Source organism: Neorhodopirellula pilleata (genome assembly GCF_007859915.1).
GTDB classification, from domain to species: domain Bacteria; phylum Planctomycetota; class Planctomycetia; order Pirellulales; family Pirellulaceae; genus Rhodopirellula; species Rhodopirellula pilleata.
In genome coordinates this window covers 344,624-365,560 of sequence record NZ_SJPM01000006.1, presented here as the reverse complement: position 1 = coordinate 365,560, position 20,937 = coordinate 344,624, and the positions used below count along the sequence as shown (strand labels likewise).

Below are 20,937 nucleotides of genomic sequence, written 5' to 3'. Positions count from 1 at the left end.
TAAAAAGGGGCGGGAGCCTGGGAACGAGTGGAAAGTGGTATGTTCTAATCGTGCTGTTTCAACGGACCACTGACGAAGCGATTTCCGCTGACGAAGAAACGTAGCGGTAGGGTCTCACCACGTGTAATCCCAACCCTCGGCGTGGCCTTGATCTCGAACTTCGGCGGATCTGAAGGTGCCTCCGTCCGCCAATCGGGCGATGACAAAGCGTCGAGTCCGTCGAAACGGCGATCGATGTCCAGCGATTGGCAAATCATTCCGGGACCGGACGTTAACCGACGTTCGTCCTGGACGCTGCGGTATCGTTTCATGACGTCGATCGACCACACCGGTTGCATCGCTCGGATCAACACGGCTGAACCGACGCCCTCGCCCTGCGTCACCCAGTTCAAACAATGCTTGGCGTGGATCGCGTACACATAGAATCGTCCCGGCGGGCCAAACATGCTTGCGTGCCGCATCGGTTTGCCGGTCGTGGTGACTCGGCCGCGTGCACTGTGACTCGCCGGATCGTCCTCGCCGAGGTACGCTTCGGTTTCGACGATGATTCCGCCGACCCACACCGATCGACGGTCATTGCGAATTCGCCGGACGATGCGACATCCCAACAGTTCTCGGGCGACGATCTCGGGACCACGTTCGAAAAAACGCTCGGTTAGTTTCTTCCAATCAAGACGCTCAGGTTGCTGGAATTCCATTGTCTGTTTCTCGATCCGATCCGCCGCAAACCTTCGACGTGACGACCTACCGCGCGAAATGGGTGCTTCCGATCTCATCGCCGCCGATCGAAAACGGCTTCATTGTGGTCCGTGGCGACGTAATCGTGAAGGTCGGTCGACAGCAGGAATTCGGCCATGACATCGAAGGAAAGTCGATCGACTTGGGCGACGTTGCGGTCATGCCGGGACTGGTCAACGCCCACACTCACTTGGAATTCAGTGAACTGGAAAAACCGATTGGGAATCCGGGAATGGAACTGGCCGATTGGATCGGCGAAGTCATCCGCCAACGCGGGCAGACGATCTCCACGGCCGACACGATCGCGAAGGGACTCGACCAATGCAAACGATCGGGAACGGTCTTGGTCGGGGAGATCGCGACGACGCCTTGGCTTGGTGCCTTGGACATCAGCGGCGAAACGGAAGGCGACACTGACTCGATCGAAGTGATCGCGATGGCGGAAACGTTGGGGCTGTCCAGCCATCGGGCCGACGATAAATTCGCGTTAGCTCAATCCCATCTCCAACGTTGGGGCGAGCACGCCGGGATCAGCCCTCATGCTCCGTATTCGACACCACCGGAATTGATCCGGCGGTGCGTTGAATTGGCTCGCCGAACCGATTCGATTCTTGCCATGCACGTGGCCGAATCGGTGGCCGAGCGTGAACTCTTGATGCACGGTACTGGCCCTTTTGCCGATAGTTTGCGTGCGATCGGATTGCCGATCGACGAGACGTTCCCTTGGTCGACACCGACGCCGGTGATCGACCTGATCCGAACGCTGGCCCAGGCCCCGACGGCGTTGCTCGTTCATGCCAACGATCTTCATGACGATGAACTCGATGAACTGTGTCGGCATCGCCACTTGAGCGTCGTCTACTGTCCTCGAACGCATCATTTCTTTCGGCATCGGCCGCATCGAGTCGGCGAACTGATCAACGCGGGGGTCAACGTGGCGCTGGGAACCGATTCACGGGCGAGCAATCCGGACCTGAGTCTTTGGGGCGAAGTGCAGTTCTTATTGAACCATCGCCAAGATTTAGATCCGCATCTCATTTTCCGAATCGCAACCCTTGGCGGTGCGATCGCATTGAGACGTGAAAACGTCTGGGGAAATATACAGCCCGGTCGTCGTGCTCGTTTGATCGGCATCCCGACCTCGGCAAATCAGGTGTCCGAGTTGCCAAACGACTTAGCCTCATCAAACCCGTTCGTCGTGGTACCCGTTCGCAACTAAGCATCGCGGCCACCCGCCGACGGCTTCATTGTCCTCGTTCCCAGGCTCCCGCCTGGGAACGCACTGCCTTGGAGGCTCCTGCCTCCCGACGCCAAGCTCCGCACTGACCTGCCAGGCGGGAGGCCTGGGATGCAGATTGGACCACCTATTTATTCACCAACAATTTGCGTTTTGCGGTCTTCAGCGGCGGCGGACCAAAGTTGAACGGCGTCGTAAAGTGAGTGCGCGATGATCGGGATCAATAGGTTCCCCGTCAGGATCAACAACGCACCGAAATACAGCCCCATCAAACCGGTGATCAAGATGTACAGTTTGGTGATCGGATGGACAAACCCGAACAACACCGATGACATGATCCACGCGATCGTGATCGGCCATCCGACGCGTATCGACCACCACGACGCCCATTGATCGAATGTTGTCACCCGGTCTTGGCTTCCCGACGCGACCTCGGACATCAATCCGCCCCAACCCCACCATGGACGCTCCACCGTCGGGTCGGTGGCCAATAGAGACAAACGAGGTACTTCGTCAAAGTAGTAGCCGTTGAAGACGTCGGCCAGAAACGGCATCATCCAACCGCGAAACAATAACTCTTCGCCGACGCCTGCACAAAGACTAATCGCCAGCAATTCCCACGGCCCCATCTTCAACATCAAACCGATCATCGGATGGTCGCTCAACTCATCAAGCTTTTCGATCGCCGGGTGCTTGATCCGTCGTAACAGACTCATCAATAACAGCAATGGGATCGTCGCAACGATCCCCAAGCCGATGCCGCCGATGATCGCCGGCAAATGCTCCGTCATCGGGACGAGGTCACGGGCACTTGGGCCCAGGTAATACCCAAGCAACAACGCCATCAATCCCAATCCGGCTTCGACGACCACAGCGGTACGAAACAGATCATCGGGTGTCTGTTCTTCGTCGAGTTCCGAATCGTCCACGGGGGAGTTTGTTAAATGAATGCGTGATGAGATAGGACCGAGCCCGTTGACGACTCATGTGATAGCATAACGGCAAGTCAATTCGTTGTCGCCCCGGTGAACGTTCGGGTAGCCCGCGTTTCCGACGACCGATCCCCGTCTCCCCATCGACCCGTTTGTCGCGTCGAAATGAGTGCCTGATGCCCCCCGCTGGTCCGATCGACGAAACGCTCTTGGCCGTCCGCTGGGCCGAAGCGGAATCGCTGCTTCGAGATCGCTTCGGCCACGATCGATTACTACCGGCCCAACGAAAGGTGATCGATCGCGTGCTTCGTGGTGACAACGTGCTCGCGGTGTTGCCGACCGGCCACGGAAAGAGTTTGTGCTATCAACTTCCCAGCCAAATCTTGCCGGGGTTGACGATCGTGGTTTCGCCGTTGATCTCGTTGATGAAGGACCAGTGCGATGCGTTGACGCGTCGAGGCATTGCCGCCGTTCGCATCGACCAATCGATCTCCGCCGAGGCGTTCGCGGAAGCTTGGCAATCGATCCGTGATCGGCGCTCCCGGCTGCTTTATGTCGCGCCCGAACGGTTCTTCAACGAACGATTCACGGCGCAGCTTGGTCCGACCCCCGTGTCATTACTCGCCATCGACGAGGCTCACTGCATGAGCCAATGGGGACACAGCTTTCGCCCCGACTACTTACGACTGCCCGAACTGGCGAAACAGCTCGACGTCTGCCAAGTCCTCGCGTTAACCGCCACGGCGCCACCCGCAGTCATGAAAGACATCCGCAAGAGTTTTGCGATCGAGTCCGGAAACACCGTGCGATTGTCGACCCACCGGGCGAACCTGCATCTTAAGTGCACGCCAGTCGCTTCCGATCAGCGGGATGAAGTATTGCTTCATCGACTCGGTTTGAAACGTTCATCGAGCGGTCGTCGCGGCGGTCGGATTCGTGGTGCGACGTTGATCTACGTCACGCGTCGTAACACCGCCGAAGAACTCGGGCAGTGGTTAATCGATCAAGGCATCGACGCGATGGTCTATCACGCCGGCGTACCCGCCGAGGAACGGGAAAGCATCCAGCGGCGTTTCTTGGAGTCCACCGATGCGGTGCTCATCGGAACGATCGCGTTCGGGATGGGCGTTGATAAACCAGACATCCGGCGTGTGATTCATTACAACCCGTCGCAGTCGATCGAAGCTTACAGCCAAGAGATCGGCAGAGGTGGTCGCGACGGTCGAGCCTGTCAATGTGAAACGCTCTTGGTTCTCGAAGACCAAGTCACGCTGGCCAATTTGTCGGCCGGTGATTTGCCAAGCATGACCGCGCTGCAAAACCTCGTCGAACGTCTCGTCGGCCAACCGGATCGCTTTTATCTCTCGCTCGGAAAGCTCGGTTGGGAAATCAACCTGTCCTCTGAAGCGATCGCCAACGTGATGATCCACTTGCAATCGCTGGGGCATCTGCGTTGCTTACCGACGCGATACGACACCTATCGGATCACACCCAAGTTGGACCGTGATGTCATCGTCGCGAGATCCGATCCAGCCGATCGCGAGGCTGTCGAGGCGATATTGTCGTCGTTGGCCAAAGGTAAGAAGGGCTTTCGCGTCAATCTGATCGTCGCGTCGCAGAAACATCAAATCGCGAGACAGGATCTCATCGCCGCGATCGAACGGACCGCCATCGCGGGTTTATGGAATGTTCAAACGAGTGACACGATGCACGGATACGAATGGGTGCAGCGTATCACTCGCAAAAAAGCGATCGTCCAAAAACTGTACCGTCGAACGCACGACCACTATCAAGACAACCTCGGGCGGCTCGATCAACTGATGAGTTATTTCGAGTGTCGCGAGTGTTTGGCGATCGGTTTGGCCCGGCATTTCGGGCACCGGCGGACGCGGCCCTGTGGTCGCTGCACGGCGTGTTTGGAGAGCGACTCGCCGACCGGCCCCCCGTATGAGACCCGTTGGAAGCGTCCCGATTCGTTGGGACGGTCCGCATTAGGGGTGCTCGATTCGGTCCGCGATGCTTATCCTGACACGTTCTCAGACCCGATCGACCAGGCAAAATTTTTGTGCGGCGTTTCGACAACGTCGTTTCGTCGGCATCGACTTTCCAAGCATCCTGGATATGGAGTCTGTGACCAAGTTCCGTTCGATCTCGTTCTATCGGCGATCACGGGAACCTCCGAGCCACTGACGAAAACGAAATCATGATCACCATCATCGACTACCAAATGGGAAACCTCCGCAGCGTCCAAAAGGCGGTGGAAAAAGCAGGTGTGGAAGCCGAGATCACGAGCGATCCGCAAAAGATTGCGGCGGCTGAAAAACTCATCCTTCCCGGCGTCGGCGCGTTCGGAGACGCGATCGCCGAAATCCGCCACCGCGATTTGGAATCACCGATCCGAGACTACCTCGCGGCCGATCGCCCGTTCTTAGGCATTTGCTTGGGCCTGCAAATGCTATTCGAACAGGGTTTCGAGCACGGCACCCACGAAGGTCTCGGCGTGATCGCCGGTGACGTGGTTCGATTCGAGCTGCCCGGCGAATTCAAGATCCCTCACATGGGATGGAACACCGTCGAACCGGGACCGGCGGGCGAAGACCTGGGAATCGATCCGGGGACGTACTATTACTTCGTCCATTCTTTTTATGTCCGTCCGACCGACCCGAGCGTGGTGGCGTTGACGTGCGATTATGGTGGCCGTTTTTGCGCGGCGATCCGTCGTGGCAATCTGATCGCGACCCAGTTCCACCCCGAGAAAAGCCAACAGGCCGGATTGTCGCTCGTGGAACGATTCGCCACCGGTACGCTAATGACGGGAACCACACTCAATCCTGCGACTTCCACCGCTCCGGCGAATTCATGACCTCTTCCGAAATCAAGCCAACTCCTGTGACCACTCTCGATCCTTCCCCAACCGATACCGCTCGGGTGACCGAATCGACATCACCGACCGAATCAACATCGCCCACCGAATCGACATCGCCGACCGCCGCGGCCGTTCCTCCTTCGCATCGATTGGCGTCCGATGACGGTCGTTGGTTGATCTCGTTTCATTGGCGAAACGATCGATATGATCATGTGATCGCGACCGCCGGCGGCGTCAAAAATGAATCGTTGCTGCGCAGCGTCAACGGCTCCAACGACGAAGACTGGCCCGCTTCACCGGCGATCCAACAATTGTCGACCGAAACGATCGACGGCAAACCCACGGTGCTCGGTGTGGGATGTTGCGGGACGAGTCATTTCAGTGTCAGCGTACAAAACCATCCCGACCCGGCGGGCAAACCGGCGGTTCGATTCGATTGGGCGGTTCGTTTGTCCAAAGAACTCGACGAAGCCGCGATCGCCGCGATCGAAGGATTCTGGTTGGGCACGACCTACAAAGCCGCCACACGAAAAACGCCAGACGCACCTCGAAAGTCTTGGCGGCTGGAGTGTGACGAAACGGCCGTGCTTGAGAACATCCGAGACGGGGAAGCGTCACTCCATCGCCTGCGTCCGAAGTCCGTCGCCGATCAGCGAACGATCCAGTGGTCGTACTGGATCACCGCAAAGTAGGCACCGAGAACTAAAAATAGCAACTTTGAATTCCCCACCACGGACACGACCATACTGATTAGCCGACGGGCGTTAGCCCCGGTTTCCAGCACGGCAACCGGGGCTAACGCCCTTCGGCTAATGGAGAAAAGAATTCGCTACGAACGCCATTCGGCTCTGATCAGGATCAGCCGGATTTTGAAATATGAACCTTGACGAGCCACTCGCGTACTTCATCACCTTCACCGTGTACGGTACGTTCCTGCAGGGAGACGCCCGTTGGTGGCGATCGCGTAACGAAGGCGTTCGAACTCCACAACCATTTTTGGAGCAGTGGCATCGCGATCGACTCAACCACGATGTTTTGTTGCTTGACGAAAACCAGCGTGCTGCAGTCGACGTTGAGATTCATCGGTTCTGCGAATTTCGCGGTTGGAAACTGTGGAAGGTCAACCCGCGAAGCAACCACGTTCATGTTGTGGTCACTGCGTCAGGTTACAATGGTGCGAAGGCGAGAAATCAGATTAAAGCGAACTGCACTCGAGTACTTCGAGAAGGTTGGCCTATTTTCATTGATCGTCCCATTTGGTCGGTCGGAGGTGACTGGAAGTGCGTCAATAACGAGGAAGACCTAGAAGCAGTTATTCTATACGCTGGCGAAATTCAAGATCGAAAAGGACGCGACGCACCTTAAGCTGATCAGCCGACGGGCGTTAGCCCCGGTTGGCGGTCGGGGGAACCGCCGCTAAAGCGGTATGGCTAATTAAATCAACAGCCCATGACGCTTCACAATGCCAATAAGATTCAATCAATAAACCGTTAGCCCCGGTGAACCGATTGGCAACCGGGGCTAACGCCCTTCGGCTAATGAGGACAGGCTTCATTGACTACGTGCTGTTCACGCGATGCTAAATGCTTGGATAGATGATTTTTGTCGAAGCAGTTCATCACCCCGCGACGAATCGATTGCCGTCGCGTCGCGTGGGGACAGTGTCGAAGACGTCGATGCTTCCGCAGTCCACCAGATCGCCTTCATAGCCGGCGGCGATCAAGTTCTTGCCGCCTTGGGTTAATGACAACCGCACTGCCAAGCTTTCGGCGTCGACGACTTTGTCGTGCGAGATGCAGTGTTGCCACGCGGCCAACGCGATCCCGCCGGAGTCGTTGATGAGGTTCAGCGGCCCGTCATAGAACCGCGTCGTGTCGCTGAGTTTCTTGTGACATACTGCCAACAGCGCGCCCGCCATCAAGACGTCTTCGGCGGTCACCGCTCCGTTGGTTCCAGCGCACACCAATCGCAACAAACCGTCGTCGGGCATGTCTGCGATGATGCGTTGGGCGACGGCGCTGACGTTGGCAAAACAGGCCAACATCATCACGTCGCAATCGGACGCCTCGTCGATCGCTCGGGTGCCGTTGGTCGTTGTCATGACCAGATCGCGGTCGCCCACTCCGGCGGGTGAATACTCGCTCGGCGAATTCCCGAAATCGAAGCCATCGATCGGTCGGCATTCCCGTTCGCCGCATAGCAACGGGGGTTGCCCCTGTGCGGCTTGTTTGATTTGCAATGCCTCCTCGACCGTTCGGCAGGTTTGGATCGATTTCGCGCCGGCCGATAACGCGGTCGTTGCCACGGTCGTCGCTCTCAACACATCGATAACGACGGCGACGTGGGCGTGATCACGTTCGGCGGGGGACACGGCGGCCGGTGACAACCAGACTTCAACATTCATCTTCAGTAATGGTCCTGTTCGGGTTCGGCTCGTACGTCGATGCGGTCTTCATCGACCCAGACATGAATAACGCTCGGACAACAACATACCGGGCAATCTTCCACGTAAGTTTGCTCTTGTCCGGCGGCCAAATCGATCGGGATGACGATTTCTTCGCCGCAGTGGTCGCATAAGTAGCTTGCTTCCGGATCGACGTCCGAATGGGACGGGCTTTCGTCATCATCGGGCGAATCGGTCTCTTCGAAATCGTCGTCAAAATCAATGTCGTCCCAAGTCATCTGATTTTTGTTCCGAATGAATTACAATGGGGCAATGCCCGACGCCTCTGCCCGATCATCGACCCGTAATAGAGACCTGTTTTCATGACGGGACAAGAGGAACAACCTGGAACACTGCTCCCTTGGGTGATCGGGTTGGTATTGGTTAGTGCCGCTTTCGTCAACCCGCTCGATTTTGCCGCCGGGACCGACTACGAACGTGCCACCAGTTCGACCAGCCTACTGACGCTTGCCAAACTCGGTGTGGCCGCCGTCGCGACGCTGGTGGGCGCGCTCGGATTGTTGTTCAGTCCCCGGACCCGTCGCTTGATCAACACGGTACCCGGTGCCGCGTTAGTGGCCCTCGGAGTCGTGTTCTTTTTGACGAGTTTCGTGGCGACGCCGGAGGTGCGAACGATCAGCATCGCTTCGAGCCTGATCTATTTCGGGTATCTGCTCTTTTTACTCACTGCGATGGCCACGATCGGTTGCCGACGAGTGGTGGCCTGTTTGGTCGGCGGCACCGCGTTGTACCTTCTCTTGACGTGGGGCGTTTTCGTTTTGATCCCAGAGCAAGGTCGATTTACCGAGTACACCAGTGCGACCGACTCGGTGACTCGAATGGGCGGCACCGGGCACCCCAACCACATCGCCAAGACCGCCGTGGCGGGTGGATTGATGGGGGTGGCGTTGTTATTGGGAAGATCGATCGGCGTGCAGCAGCCTTGGTGGCGGTTGGTATTGATGGGTGTGGTCGTGCTCGTCGCCGCGACGTGTTTGGCCACGTTCAGCCGTACGGCGATCCTGGCCGGCATCGCGGCGGGGGGCGTGATGTTGATCGATCGGCTCTATGGTCGTGGCGGTCTGGCGGTGGTGGTGGCGTCGCTTGCCGGAGTGTCCGCGTTGATCTTGGTCATCGCGTTGATTACCGGCGAAGGACCGTTTTCCAAATCCGCCGTCGGCGTGGTGACCAAGAGCGGTGACGTCGAAGAACTGACCTCGCTAACCGGGCGAACGACGATTTGGGGCGAAGCCATCGGGCTGATCGCCCAGCGACCACTAACCGGATGGGGGCTCGATAGCGCCGCGACGGTGATGAGCAAACGTGCTACCGGAACTCACAACCTGGTCTTACATGTGTTCTTTTCGGCGGGCGTGTTGGCCGCGGTTCTGATCGTCGTTTTGTTGGTTTGGTCGTTGATCTTTGGGGCGACTTCCCGTCACGATTGGATCCGCGGAGTGATGGCGTTCGTGCTGATCTCCGGGTTGGTGGAGGACACGATTTTAGAATCGTTCCCGACGATCATCACGTTATTGTGGATCACGGCTCTGTTGGCTCCGACTTTGGCGGCACCGGATACTTCACCGCGTTACGCACCATCTTAGCTCGCAACGTGGTCGACAAGTCGATGTCGAGCTTTGATGCGATCGCGAGCAAGTACGCCAAACAATCGGCGACTTCTTCGCCCACCGCGTGAGCCTGTTCGGGGTCGTCCATGATGACGAGCGATTCGTCGGGCGTTCGCCATTGAAAGTGTTCCATCAGTTCGGCCGTTTCGATGGCGAGCGACATGACCAAGTTCTTGGGGTTGTGAAATTCATGCCAATTCCGCTCGTCAACAAATCGGGCAACAACGGCTTTGAGTTCATTGATGGTCGTTCGGTCGTCCTCATCACGGCGTGGCAGTGGCGCGTCGGATGAGATGGCTGGATCGGTCATGTTGATTGATTGGGATTGAAGAGGCGTTGGCTTTTGGTTGGTCCACCATGGCGGGGTGCGTCGATCCACAGCGATAGGATGCTTCACGCCACCGACGGCTTCAAGAGAACGGATTCGCCATGATTGGCAACCCCCGAATGATTCGCTTACGTTTCATGTCTGCTTTACTAAGCGGTTTGGCGATGGCGTTTTGCGTGATCACGTTGACGTTGGTCGGATGCCAACACCCGATCAAGGCGCTTGTGGGCGGCAAAATGGACCTGGGCGGCAAAATGGGTGTCGACGGCGATATCCGGATGACCGGTGAAGTCGCCACGACGACCCGCAGTGACAACACGGCCACGCCGATTCGCGCCGTGGTGATCGATGGAAATCGACACGCCGGAGGCCGGATCGCGATCGTCGACGTCGACGGATTGCTCGTCAATCGCACGTTCAGCGGACTGAATTCGATGGGCGAGAATCCCGTCGCGCTGTTCCGCGAAAAAATGCGGCAAATCGAATGCGACGGATCGATCAGCGCGGTCGTACTTCGGATCAACACACCCGGCGGCGGTGTCACGGCGTCGGACATGATCGCCAACGACGTCGCTCGCTTGAAACAATGCCGTGACATTCCGGTGGTCGCGTGCTTGATGACGACCGGTTGCGGGGGTGGTTATTACATCGCCACCCACGCCGACCACATCGTCGCTCACCCGACTTCCGTGGTCGGCGGGATCGGCGTGATCCTGAACAGTTACAACATGGAAGACACGCTTGCCCAACAAAACATCGTTTCGGTTCCGGTTAAGGCCGGAGATAAGATCGACTTGGGATCACCGGAACGGACGATGGATGACGACGAACGAGACATCCTGCAGGCGATGGCAGATCAATTTCATGAACGGTTTATTGAACAAGTCAGAAGATCACGTGGTTCGAAGTTGCCCGCCGACGCGATGCGGGCGCAAGCCGATTTGATCGCGGCGGATGAACTGCGTTTCAAAGACGAAGATGAGAATACTGCAGACGAGGAAGAAGACGCTCCCCACGAGATCTTTGACGGTCGAGTTTGGACGGGAAGCCAAGCACTTGCCCACGGTTTGGTGGATTCCAATGGTTACCTTGACGACGCCATTGACATCGCCGGACGGTTGGCTTCATTGCCCGTTGATTCACCGGTCGTGTTGTTGCGTCGCAGCAATGACCGAGCGATGAGTGAATTCGACATCACGCCGAACATGCCGATGAGCTCTCTGCTACCGGTCAGTATTCCTGGTTTAGACCGATCAATGATGCCGACGTTCCTCTACCTATGGCAACCCGAACCCAAATTTGTCACCGCCGGCGGGTGAGCTCGGTTCAAGCCGATCGGATTAGGAATCGCGTCGCTTTGTTGATTCGCGTAGGCGAGCATCAAATCGTCGCTAGCAAGTAAGACATCCACTACGTCGGCAGCCCACTGTTGACCTCGTCCGTTTCGAAAAATTTCCTGAACTTTGGCCAGCGGCATGCCCTTTCGATAGGGTCGATCGCTGATCATTGCATCGAACGCGTCGGCGACGGCGAGGATTTGGGCATCGCGGGGAATCTCTTCTCCTGCGAGTCCGTCGGGATACCCCTTTCCGTCCCACGATTCGTGATGGTGTCGTACCGCAGGCAGGATGTGTCGAAAGGGTCGGATGTCTTTGAGAATCTCGTAACCGAGTACCGGGTGTTGTTTGATCTGGTCGAATTCTTCGTCGGTCAATCGTCCTGGTTTCTTCAGGACCGAATCGTCGATCCCGATCTTGCCGATGTCATGCAAGATACCCGCCAATTGCAGTGAGTCGGCGGTGCGATGATCAAGTCCCATGCGAATCGCGAGTTGTACCGCGAGATCCGCGACTCGAGAACTGTGGCCGTGGGTGTAAGTGTCCTTGGCATCCAACGCCGACGCGAGCGACCGCACGGTGCCCTCGAGCATCGATTGCATTTCATGGAACTGCCGTTGATTCATCAAATGCAACGACAACACCATCAACACCGATCGCATCAGATCGACTTCGACCGTTCCGAACTCACCATGACCATGATCACGGATGGCGATCAGTCGTCCCAAATGGATCTCACCACGGGCGATCGGCAACAACGCGACGTGCCGACCAATGAGTTCCGGTGCTGTGCCATGATTCACAATCAAGACGTCTTGGTTGGCTCGATCGTGATCGACCGCGAAATCACTTTCGTCGTGGTGGTTCCAGCACGCCGCAATGACCGCTTCGAGTTCGTCCAAACTGATGGATTGTCCGATGCCCTGGACGCCACCACCGAACAAGTCGTCTTCGTCAGGATCGAGTTGGATTACCAGGGTGCGACAGTGCACGCACACATCGAGCTGTTCCAACAACTCTTGACAGGTATCCGTCGGGTCATCTTCGAGTTGTAGTTTCGATGTGAGGTCGTGAATCAATCGGATTTCTTCGAACTTCTCGCCGAGCGAATTGGCAAGCGATTCGATGTCCGAAAGCAACGATTCTTCTGGGCCGAGCGACATGGTCAAAGGAGTCCAAGGACGAAAGGAAGTCGGACCGGATGACGACGCGGTCGCTCAATGCAAGCCGCCAACAACCGTCCACTGGAAAGCTACGTCGCACGCCGCCCCGATTCGTCCAACTTCCGGGTTTTGGGTGGATCAACCTGCTTTCGAACGGGGTTTTGTAGCGAATACAGCGAATAGTCGGACGAACGAAAACGCTTACCGGGTCGACGACGGAAAGTCGGCACGACGAGACACTCGGAGGCCGACCAACTGGCAAACTCTGACGATCGTCCGGATTGGAAGAATGCCGAGACCCCATAAGTGGCGATTCGGTGAGAATCGTTATCAGGGTCGATCGGGTTGTGCCGATCCGAACGGATGAGGCGATTTCCATGGGGACATTGCCGCCGACCATCCAATTACTTTCGCGAAAGGATCCTCGCTCGTGGCCGAAGCTCGTCGAATCCCGATTCGTTTGCGTTCGGCCGTCTGGGTGTTTCCTTGGCGAGTGATGGAGTTCTTGGGAAAAGAGTTCTTGGCGCGGTGCAACACCCTCGTTTCCATTCTCGCGATCTTGTGGGCGACGGCCGGATTGTCGCTGCGCCGCTCGTCTTGGACATCGCCGGTGCGCACGATCTTTGCTCGGCAGCTCCTATTCACGGCGGTTGACGCGGTGCCGGTGGCGTTGCGATTTGGCGCCGCCGGTGGAGTCTTGGTCATCGCGCAAGCGGCGATGTGGTCCGATTCGATGGGCGCCGACGCGGAAGGGATTGTTCCGTTGATTTGGCGAGCGATCATTCGCGAACTCGCGCCTTTGCTGGCGTGCTTGGTCGTCATCGGGCGAAGCGGGATTGCGATCTCCACCGAACTCTCGCTGATGTACGTTCACGGTGAGATTGAAGTCCTCGACGCGCAAGGCATCGATCCGATGACCTGTTTGGTGATGCCTCGCATCTTGAGCATGATCATCAGCGTGTTTTGTTTGGCAATCATTGTCGCAACTTCCATGTTGATGACCGGCTACTTGATCGGCTGGTCGATGGGCACGATCCGCTTCTCGGCAGGAGATTTTTCCAGCGACGTGTTGCGGCAATTTGATGCCCAAGATCTCCTGTTCTTCGTTCCCAAAACGATCGTGGCGGGAGCGTTCGCCGGTGCGATTTGCTGTATCGACGGTTTGAGCATTCGCGGTAGTTCGACCGACGTGCCACGCGTGGCCGCGCGAAGCGGTATCCGCGCGTTAACGGCCGTGTTCGCGGTTTCCGCGGTTCTGTCGATTTTGATTTACAATCGTTTCCTCATCTTTGACATCCGGTGAGTGCGGCGATGAATCTGACCCAAACATCCAATTCCCAGCAATCCCAGTGTGTCCTCAGACTGCAGCGGGTAACGCTACGTGGCAAGGCATCGCACGGCTTGCCGGTTCATGAAGTTCAGTTGACCGCCGAGGCGGGACGTTTGATCTTTATCCAGCACGAGCGTTCGCATCGGACTCGAGAGTTCGCCTCAATGATTCAAGGGCTCGTTCCGCCAACAAGCGGCCAAGTTCTCTTCAACGAACAAACCTGGGCTGACGTTGATTATTCGAGGCACTTTCAAATGCGAAGTCGGATCGGACGTGTGTTTGACGGTCCCGCATGGATCCAAAACGCCAACATGATGGAGAACGTTACGCTAGCCAGTCGCCACCATGGAGCGAGTTCTGGAGAAACCCGTTCGCGTATGCGTGATTGGATCAAACGATTCGACATCGCAGATGTATCACGTGAACGCCCTGCGTTCGTCGAACCCGCTTTGTTGCAAATTTATCAATGGATTCGTGCTTTGATTCATCGACCGACTCTGTTGATTTTAGAACGTCCGATGCAGCTCGTCTCAACCCGGATGCTACCGAAACTGATCGAAGCGATCGACGAAATACGTCGCGAGGGCGGGTGCGTGCTATGGATGACGAATACCCCGATCGAAACGCTCGATCCCGACGTACTCATTCAAGTTCAAGGTCGACAATGGTCTTACGTCAACGGAGACCCGTGCGATGAATGAGCCGTATCGTTTAAGGTACACCAACCAGATTGTTGGTGCCTTTCTGTTGATCTTATTGTTGTTCGTGCTTTCGCTGTTGCTGATTTTATCAGGAGGCTATTTTCGCGAGTCGGATCGTTACTGGTTGGAAGTCACTCAAGAAGATGTCGACAATCTGCAAAAGAACGCCGAGGTCATGATCCTCGGCGAACGCGTCGGTGAAGTCGACGACATTCGGTACGTTGATGGAAGTGATGCCATCCGAATCGATTTGAAGATGGACCCCAAGAAGAAAGTCAAGATTCTCAACAATGCGATCGTCAAGATCGAACGTAAGTTCGGATTCGGCACGCCCGTCTTAATCATCCGGCGGGGATCGGGAGACGACGAGGCCTACCCGCTTCCGTCGGGATCGCAATTGCGAAACTTCCAAGGTGAAGACGATCGAATCGATTCGACCGCCCGAGAAGTCGAATCGATCAGCCGATCGGTTCGGTTGGTCCAAGAGAAATCCGACCCGACGATGGAGTCGATCCAATCGGCATCCGAACGTATCGAGTTGGCCTTCGATGAATCCGTCGCTCCCGCGATGCAGAGCACCCAAGTTGCGGCCGATGCGTTCAAACAAACCAACGATGAAATCCGGCCGGAAGCTTTGTTAACGCTCTCCAAGCTGCAGATGACGACGCAAAATCTGGATGAACGCGTGAATCAACTTTCCGAAAAGATCGAGCGGATCATCGACGAGGACATGCGGGACACGCTGGTGAAAGTTCGTGATTCCACCGACGACGTCAGCGACGCAGCGGACAGCGTGAATCAAACGTCGGAGAAGGCGTCGACCGAAATCAGTGAGACACTGGCTCAGCTACAGAAAGCGGCCGAACAGTTTGAAAAACTCGCCGTCGAAGCACGCGAAGTCGTGCGAATCGTCAAGGGTGAAGCGAACGATTTGCCGGGCACGGTTGGGGATATCAACGATACCGTCGACGACACACAAAACCTGGTCGGCGAAATTCGTGATCACTGGTTGTTGCGTCGTTACAGTCGCCAACCATCGGCAACACCTCAAGTGTCACCCTCGGCGATTCGCGGAGGATCCGTCCGGTGATTCGCATTTCAAATTTGATCCTGCTATTCGTGGTCGTGTCCTGCTTGGGATGTCAAAGCGGCTCGCCGGATCCGCCGAAACTCGATAGCACGCTCGCTCGCTCTTCCGAAGCCGGCCGAATTGCTTACGCCGAAGGCGACGTCGACGCCGCGATCGCAGAGTATCGTGATGCCATCCATCGGGCTTGGTTGATGGATGATCCCTACGAAGCCGGAACGAACGCTTACAACTTAGCCGCGTGTTTAATCACCATCGGTGACGACGAACGGGCTCAGGATTGGCTCATTGATGCCCGCGCCGAATTGACACGAGCGAATTCGTCAGTTGCCTACACATGGTTGTTGCAGGCCAAGATCGCCCAAGAAGCTGGTCATTGGACCGAAGCTCTCTCAATGATCGATCGGGCGGCTTGCTCACCGCCACCTTGCGATTCGGACGATTCAGGCTGCTGCTGCAACGGCAACGATGCTTGCGACGATCGATGCGTCTATCAGATCCCCTGTGTCGGAGACAAGTTTCGTAAGAAAGACGAGATCGCCGAGTGCGAAGATGACTTCCGGGCTCAGGTCCACTTAGCCAAAGCCCGCGTCGCTGCTGAACTAGGCGACATCCCCACGGCACTTTGCCACTACGCCAAAGCGTGTGAGATCGCGAAGGAAGTTTGCAGCGAAGACCTGCAGGCGGAATTGCAGAATGTCGCCGCAATGATCCACCTAGCAAAAGAAGAGTATCTCCAAGCGGCCTGGCATTTTGACAAGGAAGCCAAGCATTCGCGATTGGCAAAAAATTATCGCGTGATCTCCGGCGCGTTGGAATTGGCCGCCGCCGCGTACAGCGAAGCGGGCCAGTATCAACTCGCGGCCGATCGTCTGTCGCGAGTTGCAAGGATTTGGTTCGGTCGAGGCGACATGGATCGCGCTTGGAAACATCTCAATCACGCAAGCGAGCTAGTCAATCGAGCCGGTTGTGATGCGACGAGTATCCGTTTGTCGCTACTTGCCGACGAGATTCAGCAAGTTGTCGGCGGCGACCTCTCGCTCGATGATTCGCTAAACAACGAATCATTGATCGAACAACCACTTGCATGCCGGCGTGTTGATTGAGTGCGTTCGTCAGTTTTTGTGAGCCGATGGCGCTAGCGGGCTGTTGATTTAGTCCTCATCGAAACCCGAAGCGTGAGCGAGGGATACCTACAAAGGACTTAATGGCGCTCAATCCCTCGCTCACGCTTCGGGTTACGATTAAATCAACACGCCGCTAGCGCCATCGGCTCACTAAATCAACACGCCGATGCGCGTCGGGCATGTATCCATGACGTTTCAATAGCACCCAAGGCGATGATCACCGATGAGTGTTACCGATCGCTTGTTTCACGTACTCGCGTTCCACGTGGTAGTTTGGCCTAGCGGTAACGATTTTGCGGATTGTATTCAATCTACGTCCACAGAATGCCGATGATTCCGATGATGCACTTAGGTTTTCGCTCGACGGGCGGGACCTCGCATCACGACCATCCTGCCTTGATTCACCGCACGGACGTCCTGTCCACCACGGAGCGGCTCCATGTTCTTATTCATTCTCAAGCTGATCAGCACCGTCCGCAAAGCGATTGCGGGTCGACGCTATCCGTCTCAGCTTGCCTGGGGTCTGGCCTTGGGCGTTTTGTTGGGATTGATTCCGCACGGAAACCTGCTGACGGTTGCGTTAGTGTTGGTCATCCTGACGCTCCAAGTTAATCACGCGATGGTGGCGCTCGTTGGAATCGGATTGACCTTCGTCGCACCAAAACTGGATCCTCAGTTTCACGCCGTCGGACAGTGGTTCTTTGAACAACCCCGAGTCGCTGAAGCGATGATCAAAGCGTGGCAATTGCCACTGATGCCATGGACGGATCTGAATAACACCGTCGTGATGGGGAGTTTCCTGATCGGGCTGGCAGCGGTATTACCGATCGTGATGTTGACATACCCAGTGTTCCGTCGATGGTCGCTCTCATTGGAAAGCGTCTTGACGCTAGACGATGATCTGCAACTTGAGCAACCGGAAGAACTTTCAGGCTCTACCGTGACGGAAACGACTCGTGTCGATCAACCGCATTCGACGTTGAAGCCCGCTCGCGGAGCGACTCGATCGGTATCAACTAAGAATGATTCGGCGGAAACATTGCTGGGATCAGAGTCGGCAATAAAACAAGCATCGGTCACGAACGATGCTCCGATCGTGGCGACATCCGGTCGTGTCTACGATGTTCGACGAATCGATCCCCGTGAACCGGTATCGCCGCCCGCTCCAAACTCGCCTGCGCCGACCTCACCGGCACGGGCTACCCGAGTCGCGATTGTCGTGGATCCAAAACACGGCGAAGCGAGAAGTATCGAGACCGTTCAATTAAAACCAACTCAAAACCAGGTCGCGGCGGTCAACTCGACTGTCGATGATCAACAGAAAATCGACGAAGCTTTGTCCTATTTGCTTCGACAATTGCGTAGTTCCAAAGACAAGGATGCGGCATGATTCGTTGGCGATTTATCTTAACTCGGTTGATTGTCTTGGCCGCTGTCTTGATGCTTCTGCGATGGGGCCTCGGCCCGATGGCCGGCTTCATCACGATTGCCGGCTTGGAATCTTCCACCGGCGCGAAGGCCGAAATCGGCAAAGCTCGCGTCGATTTGTTTCCGCCGCGAATTCACTATTCCGACATACGGATCGCCGATCCGCGTGATGGCAAAGAGTTTCGCGATGCGTTTGTCGCCGACTCGATCGATTTGGTGATCGACGGAGACGCACTGTTGCGTCGCCGCTGGGTGATCAGCCAAGGTCGGATCTCAGGGTTGCAAATCGGTACCAGCCGAACCGAATCGGGCCACTATGAGGACGTGATCGACGAATCCGAAACATCGACCGGCGATTCGATGATCGACAAGTTGTTGGCCGATGCGGCCGACGGACTTAGCGACCGCGCCGAAGCGATCGGAAAGAACCTCGAGACCGTTCAGGTCGGTGACGATATCCGTCGCAAATGGAAAGCCGAATACGAAACACTGGTCCAACGAGCACGCGATTTAGAAGACCGAGTCCGAAAAATTCGTGACACCGCCAAAGGCATCGACAATCCATTGCGAGATTGGCCACAACTCGAACGTACCCTAGCCGAAGCCCGCCAAGCACGTGAAGACTTAATCGTCGTTCGCCAGGCGATGGAACAATTGCCCGACCAAATGCGAGCTGATTTGCAGCGGCTCGATCAAGCTCGACAAGCCGACTTGGCTAAGGTGGATGAGTATGTTCCCGGCGATCTTGCTGAATCCAAAAACTTCGGGGTGGACCTGATTACGGCGGAAGTCCGCCGGTCACTCGCACAACTTCGCAGCTACCTCGACAACGGCCGTACGCTGGCTAATTACACCGTCGTCGCTCCGGACGTGGAACGCATTCGTGGTGAAGATTATGACTTCCTCGGTCGTAACCGACGTCCGGAAATGCTGATCCGGGAATGCGAAGTATCTGGCCTGATGCGCGCCAGTGGAAAGAGCTACACCTTGACCGGAGTCGTCGAAAACATGACACCGCAACCGGAGTTGCTTGACAATCCGACCCGTGCCCGGTTACTGCTTGAAGGACCCGAGACCGTTCAAGTCGACTATTCGCGTGACCGCCGTGACGGAGAATCGCTCGATCGATTGACGTTGCACTGGCCGCAAATGAAAGCCGACTCCATGCGATTGGGTGACCGAGACAAAGCGGCCGTCGCAATCTCAGGCGGACAGCGCGAAGTGTGGGTGCAATTGGACAGCCGGGGCGAAAAAGTCCAAGGCCGTTTGGTCAGTAAGCAGATCGGCGTGAACATGCGATTGGATATCGCCGGTAAAGCGGGCAACTCCGCGCTCGTGATGACGATGAACCAATCCCTCGCCGGTGTCGACACGATCGAAGTTGACGCCGCCTTCGCTGGCGATTGGCGAGATATGGACTTGCAACTGAACACGAACTTGGGACGTGTTTTCAACGAAGCGGCAAGCGGAGCAATCGCCAAACAACTCGAAGTCAGCAAGGCCAAGCTGGCCGCGAAGGTCGAGCAAACTCATCGTGAACAGCTTCTTGAACTTCGAGAGTTTATGTCCAAGCAACAAACCGAAGCCCAAGGCTTACTCGCCAAAGCGGATCAATCGATCGAAGAGATGAGCCAAAAGGTACTCGCTGAAGTCGGCGATGCCGACAGCTATCTTGGTAAGCTTCGAACCTCATTCGGAAAAAGCCTGCGGTAGGTCACAGGCCACTGATTTGTCTGTCAGCGGAACACAACCGCATATTTTAAAGGAAACCTGAGCGACTAAATCAACCCGCTGTTGCGTCTCGGGCTGGTATCCAAGACATTCAAATAACACCCGACTCGATGATTACTGACTAAGTGAATGACGAGCGTTTGAAAATCCGGTGCCCGTGCGGCCAGACTATGCTCGTCGAGAAATCGGACGCCGGTGAGATCGTTGTCTGCTCGCAATGTTCGAATCGGTTGAGAATCTCCGGGAAGTCACCGGTTGCTGCAAGCCAAAGCCCGGTCAATCCCTACGAATCGCCTGCGACAACGCTGTCCCATCCCGTCGATCTCGAAGGTTCGGCGACCTCAAATGACATCGTGACACGCAATCGTTTTCTCAGCCACGAGACGTCACTCAAAGGTATCGGATTGCTATCCTATTTGGGTGCGGCGATTATCATCCCACTTAGTTTTTTAACTCTGATCGGGTTTCTGCTCGGCGGCATGCAACAACAGGGGTTTCCGATCGTTGCAGTCTTCGTTTTATTCGTTTATTTGGCAATCGGGATCGGGCAGATCTTTGTTGCCAGGGGAATCCGTCGTTTAGAGAATTGGGCTCGAATCGCCATCGGCGTCTTCGCCATTCCCGGACTCATTGGGATCCCCGTCGGTACGCTGATCTCGGCGTATATTCTGTTCCTTTGCTTCTCCAAAAAAGGCCGGTACGTGTGTTCGCCGGAGTACCGACAAGTCGTCGCCAACACACCGCAGATTCAGTATAAGACATCCGTCGTGGTTTGGGTTTTCGTGGCCATCTTGGTTATATTCATCGGCCTAGGATTGATCGCTATTTGTGCCGGTGCGGGTTAGCGCGAAAAGGTTGCAA

Annotated in this window: 20 protein-coding genes; 14 read left to right on the top strand and 6 right to left on the bottom strand. The window is 56.2% G+C overall.

The genetic code is table 11. From position 1 onward, the window contains the following. Window positions 1–44 precede the first annotated feature (44 nt). Window positions 45–698 (bottom strand): DNA-3-methyladenine glycosylase, encoded by a 654-nt coding sequence (locus tag Pla100_RS16290; protein WP_146578739.1) that lies wholly within the window; start codon window positions 696–698, stop codon window positions 45–47. Here Pla100_RS16290 and Pla100_RS16285 point away from each other — a divergent pair. Continuing rightward, window positions 698–1,957, top strand: coding sequence for an amidohydrolase family protein (locus Pla100_RS16285; protein WP_231603128.1), 1,260 nt, complete (start codon window positions 698–700; stop codon window positions 1,955–1,957). The two genes, Pla100_RS16290 and Pla100_RS16285, sit on opposite strands and share 1 nt — an antisense overlap. Window positions 1,958–2,106: 149 nt before the next feature. On the opposite strand, the gene Pla100_RS16280 is transcribed toward Pla100_RS16285, so the two are convergent. Next, window positions 2,107–2,904, bottom strand: a complete 798-nt coding sequence (locus Pla100_RS16280) for a CPBP family intramembrane glutamic endopeptidase (RefSeq protein WP_231603127.1) — start codon at window positions 2,902–2,904, stop codon at window positions 2,107–2,109. Between the two features lie 179 nt (window positions 2,905–3,083). On the opposite strand from Pla100_RS16280, the gene Pla100_RS16275 reads away from it, so the two are divergent. The 4 genes from Pla100_RS16275 to Pla100_RS16255 all read left to right on the top strand — a co-directional run bounded on the left by Pla100_RS16275 (window position 3,084) and on the right by Pla100_RS16255 (window position 7,138). Then, window positions 3,084–5,114, top strand: a complete 2,031-nt coding sequence (locus Pla100_RS16275) for a RecQ family ATP-dependent DNA helicase (RefSeq protein ID WP_146578738.1) — start codon at window positions 3,084–3,086, stop codon at window positions 5,112–5,114. Then, entirely contained in the window at window positions 5,111–5,770 is a 660-nt protein-coding gene (gene hisH / locus Pla100_RS16270; RefSeq protein WP_146578737.1) for an imidazole glycerol phosphate synthase subunit HisH, read from the top strand. The genes Pla100_RS16275 and hisH overlap by 4 nt, the downstream gene beginning before the upstream one ends. Next, window positions 5,767–6,465, top strand: coding sequence for a hypothetical protein (locus Pla100_RS16265; RefSeq protein ID WP_146578736.1), 699 nt, complete (start codon window positions 5,767–5,769; stop codon window positions 6,463–6,465). The genes hisH and Pla100_RS16265 overlap by 4 nt, the downstream gene beginning before the upstream one ends. Before the next feature lie 184 nt (window positions 6,466–6,649). Next, a complete protein-coding gene (locus Pla100_RS16255; protein WP_146578735.1) occupies window positions 6,650–7,138 on the top strand; it encodes a hypothetical protein in 489 nt (162 codons plus the stop codon). A gap of 253 nt (window positions 7,139–7,391) precedes the next feature. On the opposite strand, the gene Pla100_RS16250 is transcribed toward Pla100_RS16255, so the two are convergent. Together Pla100_RS16250 and Pla100_RS16245 are read right to left on the bottom strand one after the other, a co-directional pair. Further along, on the bottom strand, window positions 7,392–8,177 hold the full coding sequence (locus Pla100_RS16250; protein WP_146578734.1) for a 2-phosphosulfolactate phosphatase: 786 nt from the start codon (window positions 8,175–8,177) through the stop codon (window positions 7,392–7,394). Window positions 8,178–8,179: 2 nt separating this feature from the next. Then, the gene (locus Pla100_RS16245) at window positions 8,180–8,455 is read right to left on the bottom strand and encodes a CPXCG motif-containing cysteine-rich protein (protein ID WP_146578733.1); all 276 of its coding nucleotides are present in this window, start codon (window positions 8,453–8,455) and stop codon (window positions 8,180–8,182) included. Window positions 8,456–8,539: 84 nt separating this feature from the next. On the opposite strand from Pla100_RS16245, the gene Pla100_RS16240 reads away from it, so the two are divergent. Beyond that, window positions 8,540–9,820, top strand: coding sequence for an O-antigen ligase family protein (locus tag Pla100_RS16240; RefSeq protein ID WP_146578732.1), 1,281 nt, complete (start codon window positions 8,540–8,542; stop codon window positions 9,818–9,820). On the opposite strand, the gene Pla100_RS16235 is transcribed toward Pla100_RS16240, so the two are convergent. Beyond that, window positions 9,756–10,154, bottom strand: coding sequence for a nucleotide pyrophosphohydrolase (locus Pla100_RS16235; protein WP_146578731.1), 399 nt, complete (start codon window positions 10,152–10,154; stop codon window positions 9,756–9,758). The genes Pla100_RS16240 and Pla100_RS16235 overlap by 65 nt on opposite strands. 155 nt (window positions 10,155–10,309) lie before the next feature. On the opposite strand from Pla100_RS16235, the gene Pla100_RS16230 reads away from it, so the two are divergent. Next, a complete protein-coding gene (locus tag Pla100_RS16230; protein ID WP_231603126.1) occupies window positions 10,310–11,491 on the top strand; it encodes a S49 family peptidase in 1,182 nt (393 codons plus the stop codon). On the opposite strand, the gene Pla100_RS16225 is transcribed toward Pla100_RS16230, so the two are convergent. Then, window positions 11,446–12,672, bottom strand: a complete 1,227-nt coding sequence (locus tag Pla100_RS16225; RefSeq protein WP_146578729.1) for an HD-GYP domain-containing protein — start codon at window positions 12,670–12,672, stop codon at window positions 11,446–11,448. The genes Pla100_RS16230 and Pla100_RS16225 overlap by 46 nt on opposite strands. Before the next feature lie 430 nt (window positions 12,673–13,102). Between Pla100_RS16225 and Pla100_RS16220 the strand changes: the two genes are divergently transcribed. The 7 genes from Pla100_RS16220 (at window position 13,103) to Pla100_RS16190 (ending at window position 20,921) form a co-directional block, all read left to right on the top strand. Next, window positions 13,103–13,975 carry an ABC transporter permease gene (locus tag Pla100_RS16220; RefSeq protein ID WP_146578728.1) on the top strand — a complete coding sequence of 291 codons (873 nt, stop codon included), beginning with the start codon at window positions 13,103–13,105 and terminating at the stop codon, window positions 13,973–13,975. A gap of 8 nt (window positions 13,976–13,983) precedes the next feature. Next, entirely contained in the window at window positions 13,984–14,703 is a 720-nt protein-coding gene (locus tag Pla100_RS16215) for an ATP-binding cassette domain-containing protein (protein ID WP_146578727.1), read from the top strand. Next, on the top strand, window positions 14,696–15,793 hold the full coding sequence (locus Pla100_RS16210; RefSeq protein WP_146578726.1) for an MlaD family protein: 1,098 nt from the start codon (window positions 14,696–14,698) through the stop codon (window positions 15,791–15,793). The genes Pla100_RS16215 and Pla100_RS16210 overlap by 8 nt, the downstream gene beginning before the upstream one ends. After that, the gene (locus tag Pla100_RS16205; protein WP_146578725.1) at window positions 15,790–16,896 is read left to right on the top strand and encodes a hypothetical protein; all 1,107 of its coding nucleotides are present in this window, start codon (window positions 15,790–15,792) and stop codon (window positions 16,894–16,896) included. The genes Pla100_RS16210 and Pla100_RS16205 overlap by 4 nt, the downstream gene beginning before the upstream one ends. Window positions 16,897–17,356: 460 nt before the next feature. Further along, window positions 17,357–18,307, top strand: a complete 951-nt coding sequence (locus Pla100_RS16200; protein WP_146578724.1) for a TIGR03546 family protein — start codon at window positions 17,357–17,359, stop codon at window positions 18,305–18,307. After that, on the top strand, window positions 18,304–20,058 hold the full coding sequence (locus tag Pla100_RS16195) for a TIGR03545 family protein (RefSeq protein WP_146578723.1): 1,755 nt from the start codon (window positions 18,304–18,306) through the stop codon (window positions 20,056–20,058). The genes Pla100_RS16200 and Pla100_RS16195 overlap by 4 nt, the downstream gene beginning before the upstream one ends. A 248-nt stretch (window positions 20,059–20,306) precedes the next feature. After that, the gene (locus tag Pla100_RS16190; protein ID WP_146578722.1) at window positions 20,307–20,921 is read left to right on the top strand and encodes a hypothetical protein; all 615 of its coding nucleotides are present in this window, start codon (window positions 20,307–20,309) and stop codon (window positions 20,919–20,921) included. Window positions 20,922–20,937 lie beyond the last annotated feature (16 nt).

Excerpts from the sequence above, each read along its gene's own strand:
- Pla100_RS16290 (WP_146578739.1), bottom strand. The coding sequence starts at position 698 with ATGGAATTCCAGCAACCTGAGCGTCTTGATTGGAAGAAACTAACCGAG.
- Pla100_RS16275 (WP_146578738.1), top strand. The coding sequence starts at position 3,084 with ATGCCCCCCGCTGGTCCGATCGACGAAACGCTCTTGGCCGTCCGCTGG.
- hisH (WP_146578737.1), top strand. The coding sequence starts at position 5,111 with ATGATCACCATCATCGACTACCAAATGGGAAACCTCCGCAGCGTCCAA.
- Pla100_RS16265 (WP_146578736.1), top strand. The coding sequence starts at position 5,767 with ATGACCTCTTCCGAAATCAAGCCAACTCCTGTGACCACTCTCGATCCT.
- Pla100_RS16255 (WP_146578735.1), top strand. The coding sequence starts at position 6,650 with ATGAACCTTGACGAGCCACTCGCGTACTTCATCACCTTCACCGTGTAC.
- Pla100_RS16250 (WP_146578734.1), bottom strand. The coding sequence starts at position 8,177 with ATGAATGTTGAAGTCTGGTTGTCACCGGCCGCCGTGTCCCCCGCCGAA.
- Pla100_RS16245 (WP_146578733.1), bottom strand. The coding sequence starts at position 8,455 with ATGACTTGGGACGACATTGATTTTGACGACGATTTCGAAGAGACCGAT.
- Pla100_RS16240 (WP_146578732.1), top strand. The coding sequence starts at position 8,540 with ATGACGGGACAAGAGGAACAACCTGGAACACTGCTCCCTTGGGTGATC.
- Pla100_RS16235 (WP_146578731.1), bottom strand. The coding sequence starts at position 10,154 with ATGACCGATCCAGCCATCTCATCCGACGCGCCACTGCCACGCCGTGAT.
- Pla100_RS16230 (WP_231603126.1), top strand. The coding sequence starts at position 10,310 with ATGTCTGCTTTACTAAGCGGTTTGGCGATGGCGTTTTGCGTGATCACG.
- Pla100_RS16225 (WP_146578729.1), bottom strand. The coding sequence starts at position 12,672 with ATGTCGCTCGGCCCAGAAGAATCGTTGCTTTCGGACATCGAATCGCTT.
- Pla100_RS16215 (WP_146578727.1), top strand. The coding sequence starts at position 13,984 with ATGAATCTGACCCAAACATCCAATTCCCAGCAATCCCAGTGTGTCCTC.
- Pla100_RS16210 (WP_146578726.1), top strand. The coding sequence starts at position 14,696 with ATGAATGAGCCGTATCGTTTAAGGTACACCAACCAGATTGTTGGTGCC.
- Pla100_RS16200 (WP_146578724.1), top strand. The coding sequence starts at position 17,357 with ATGTTCTTATTCATTCTCAAGCTGATCAGCACCGTCCGCAAAGCGATT.
- Pla100_RS16195 (WP_146578723.1), top strand. The coding sequence starts at position 18,304 with ATGATTCGTTGGCGATTTATCTTAACTCGGTTGATTGTCTTGGCCGCT.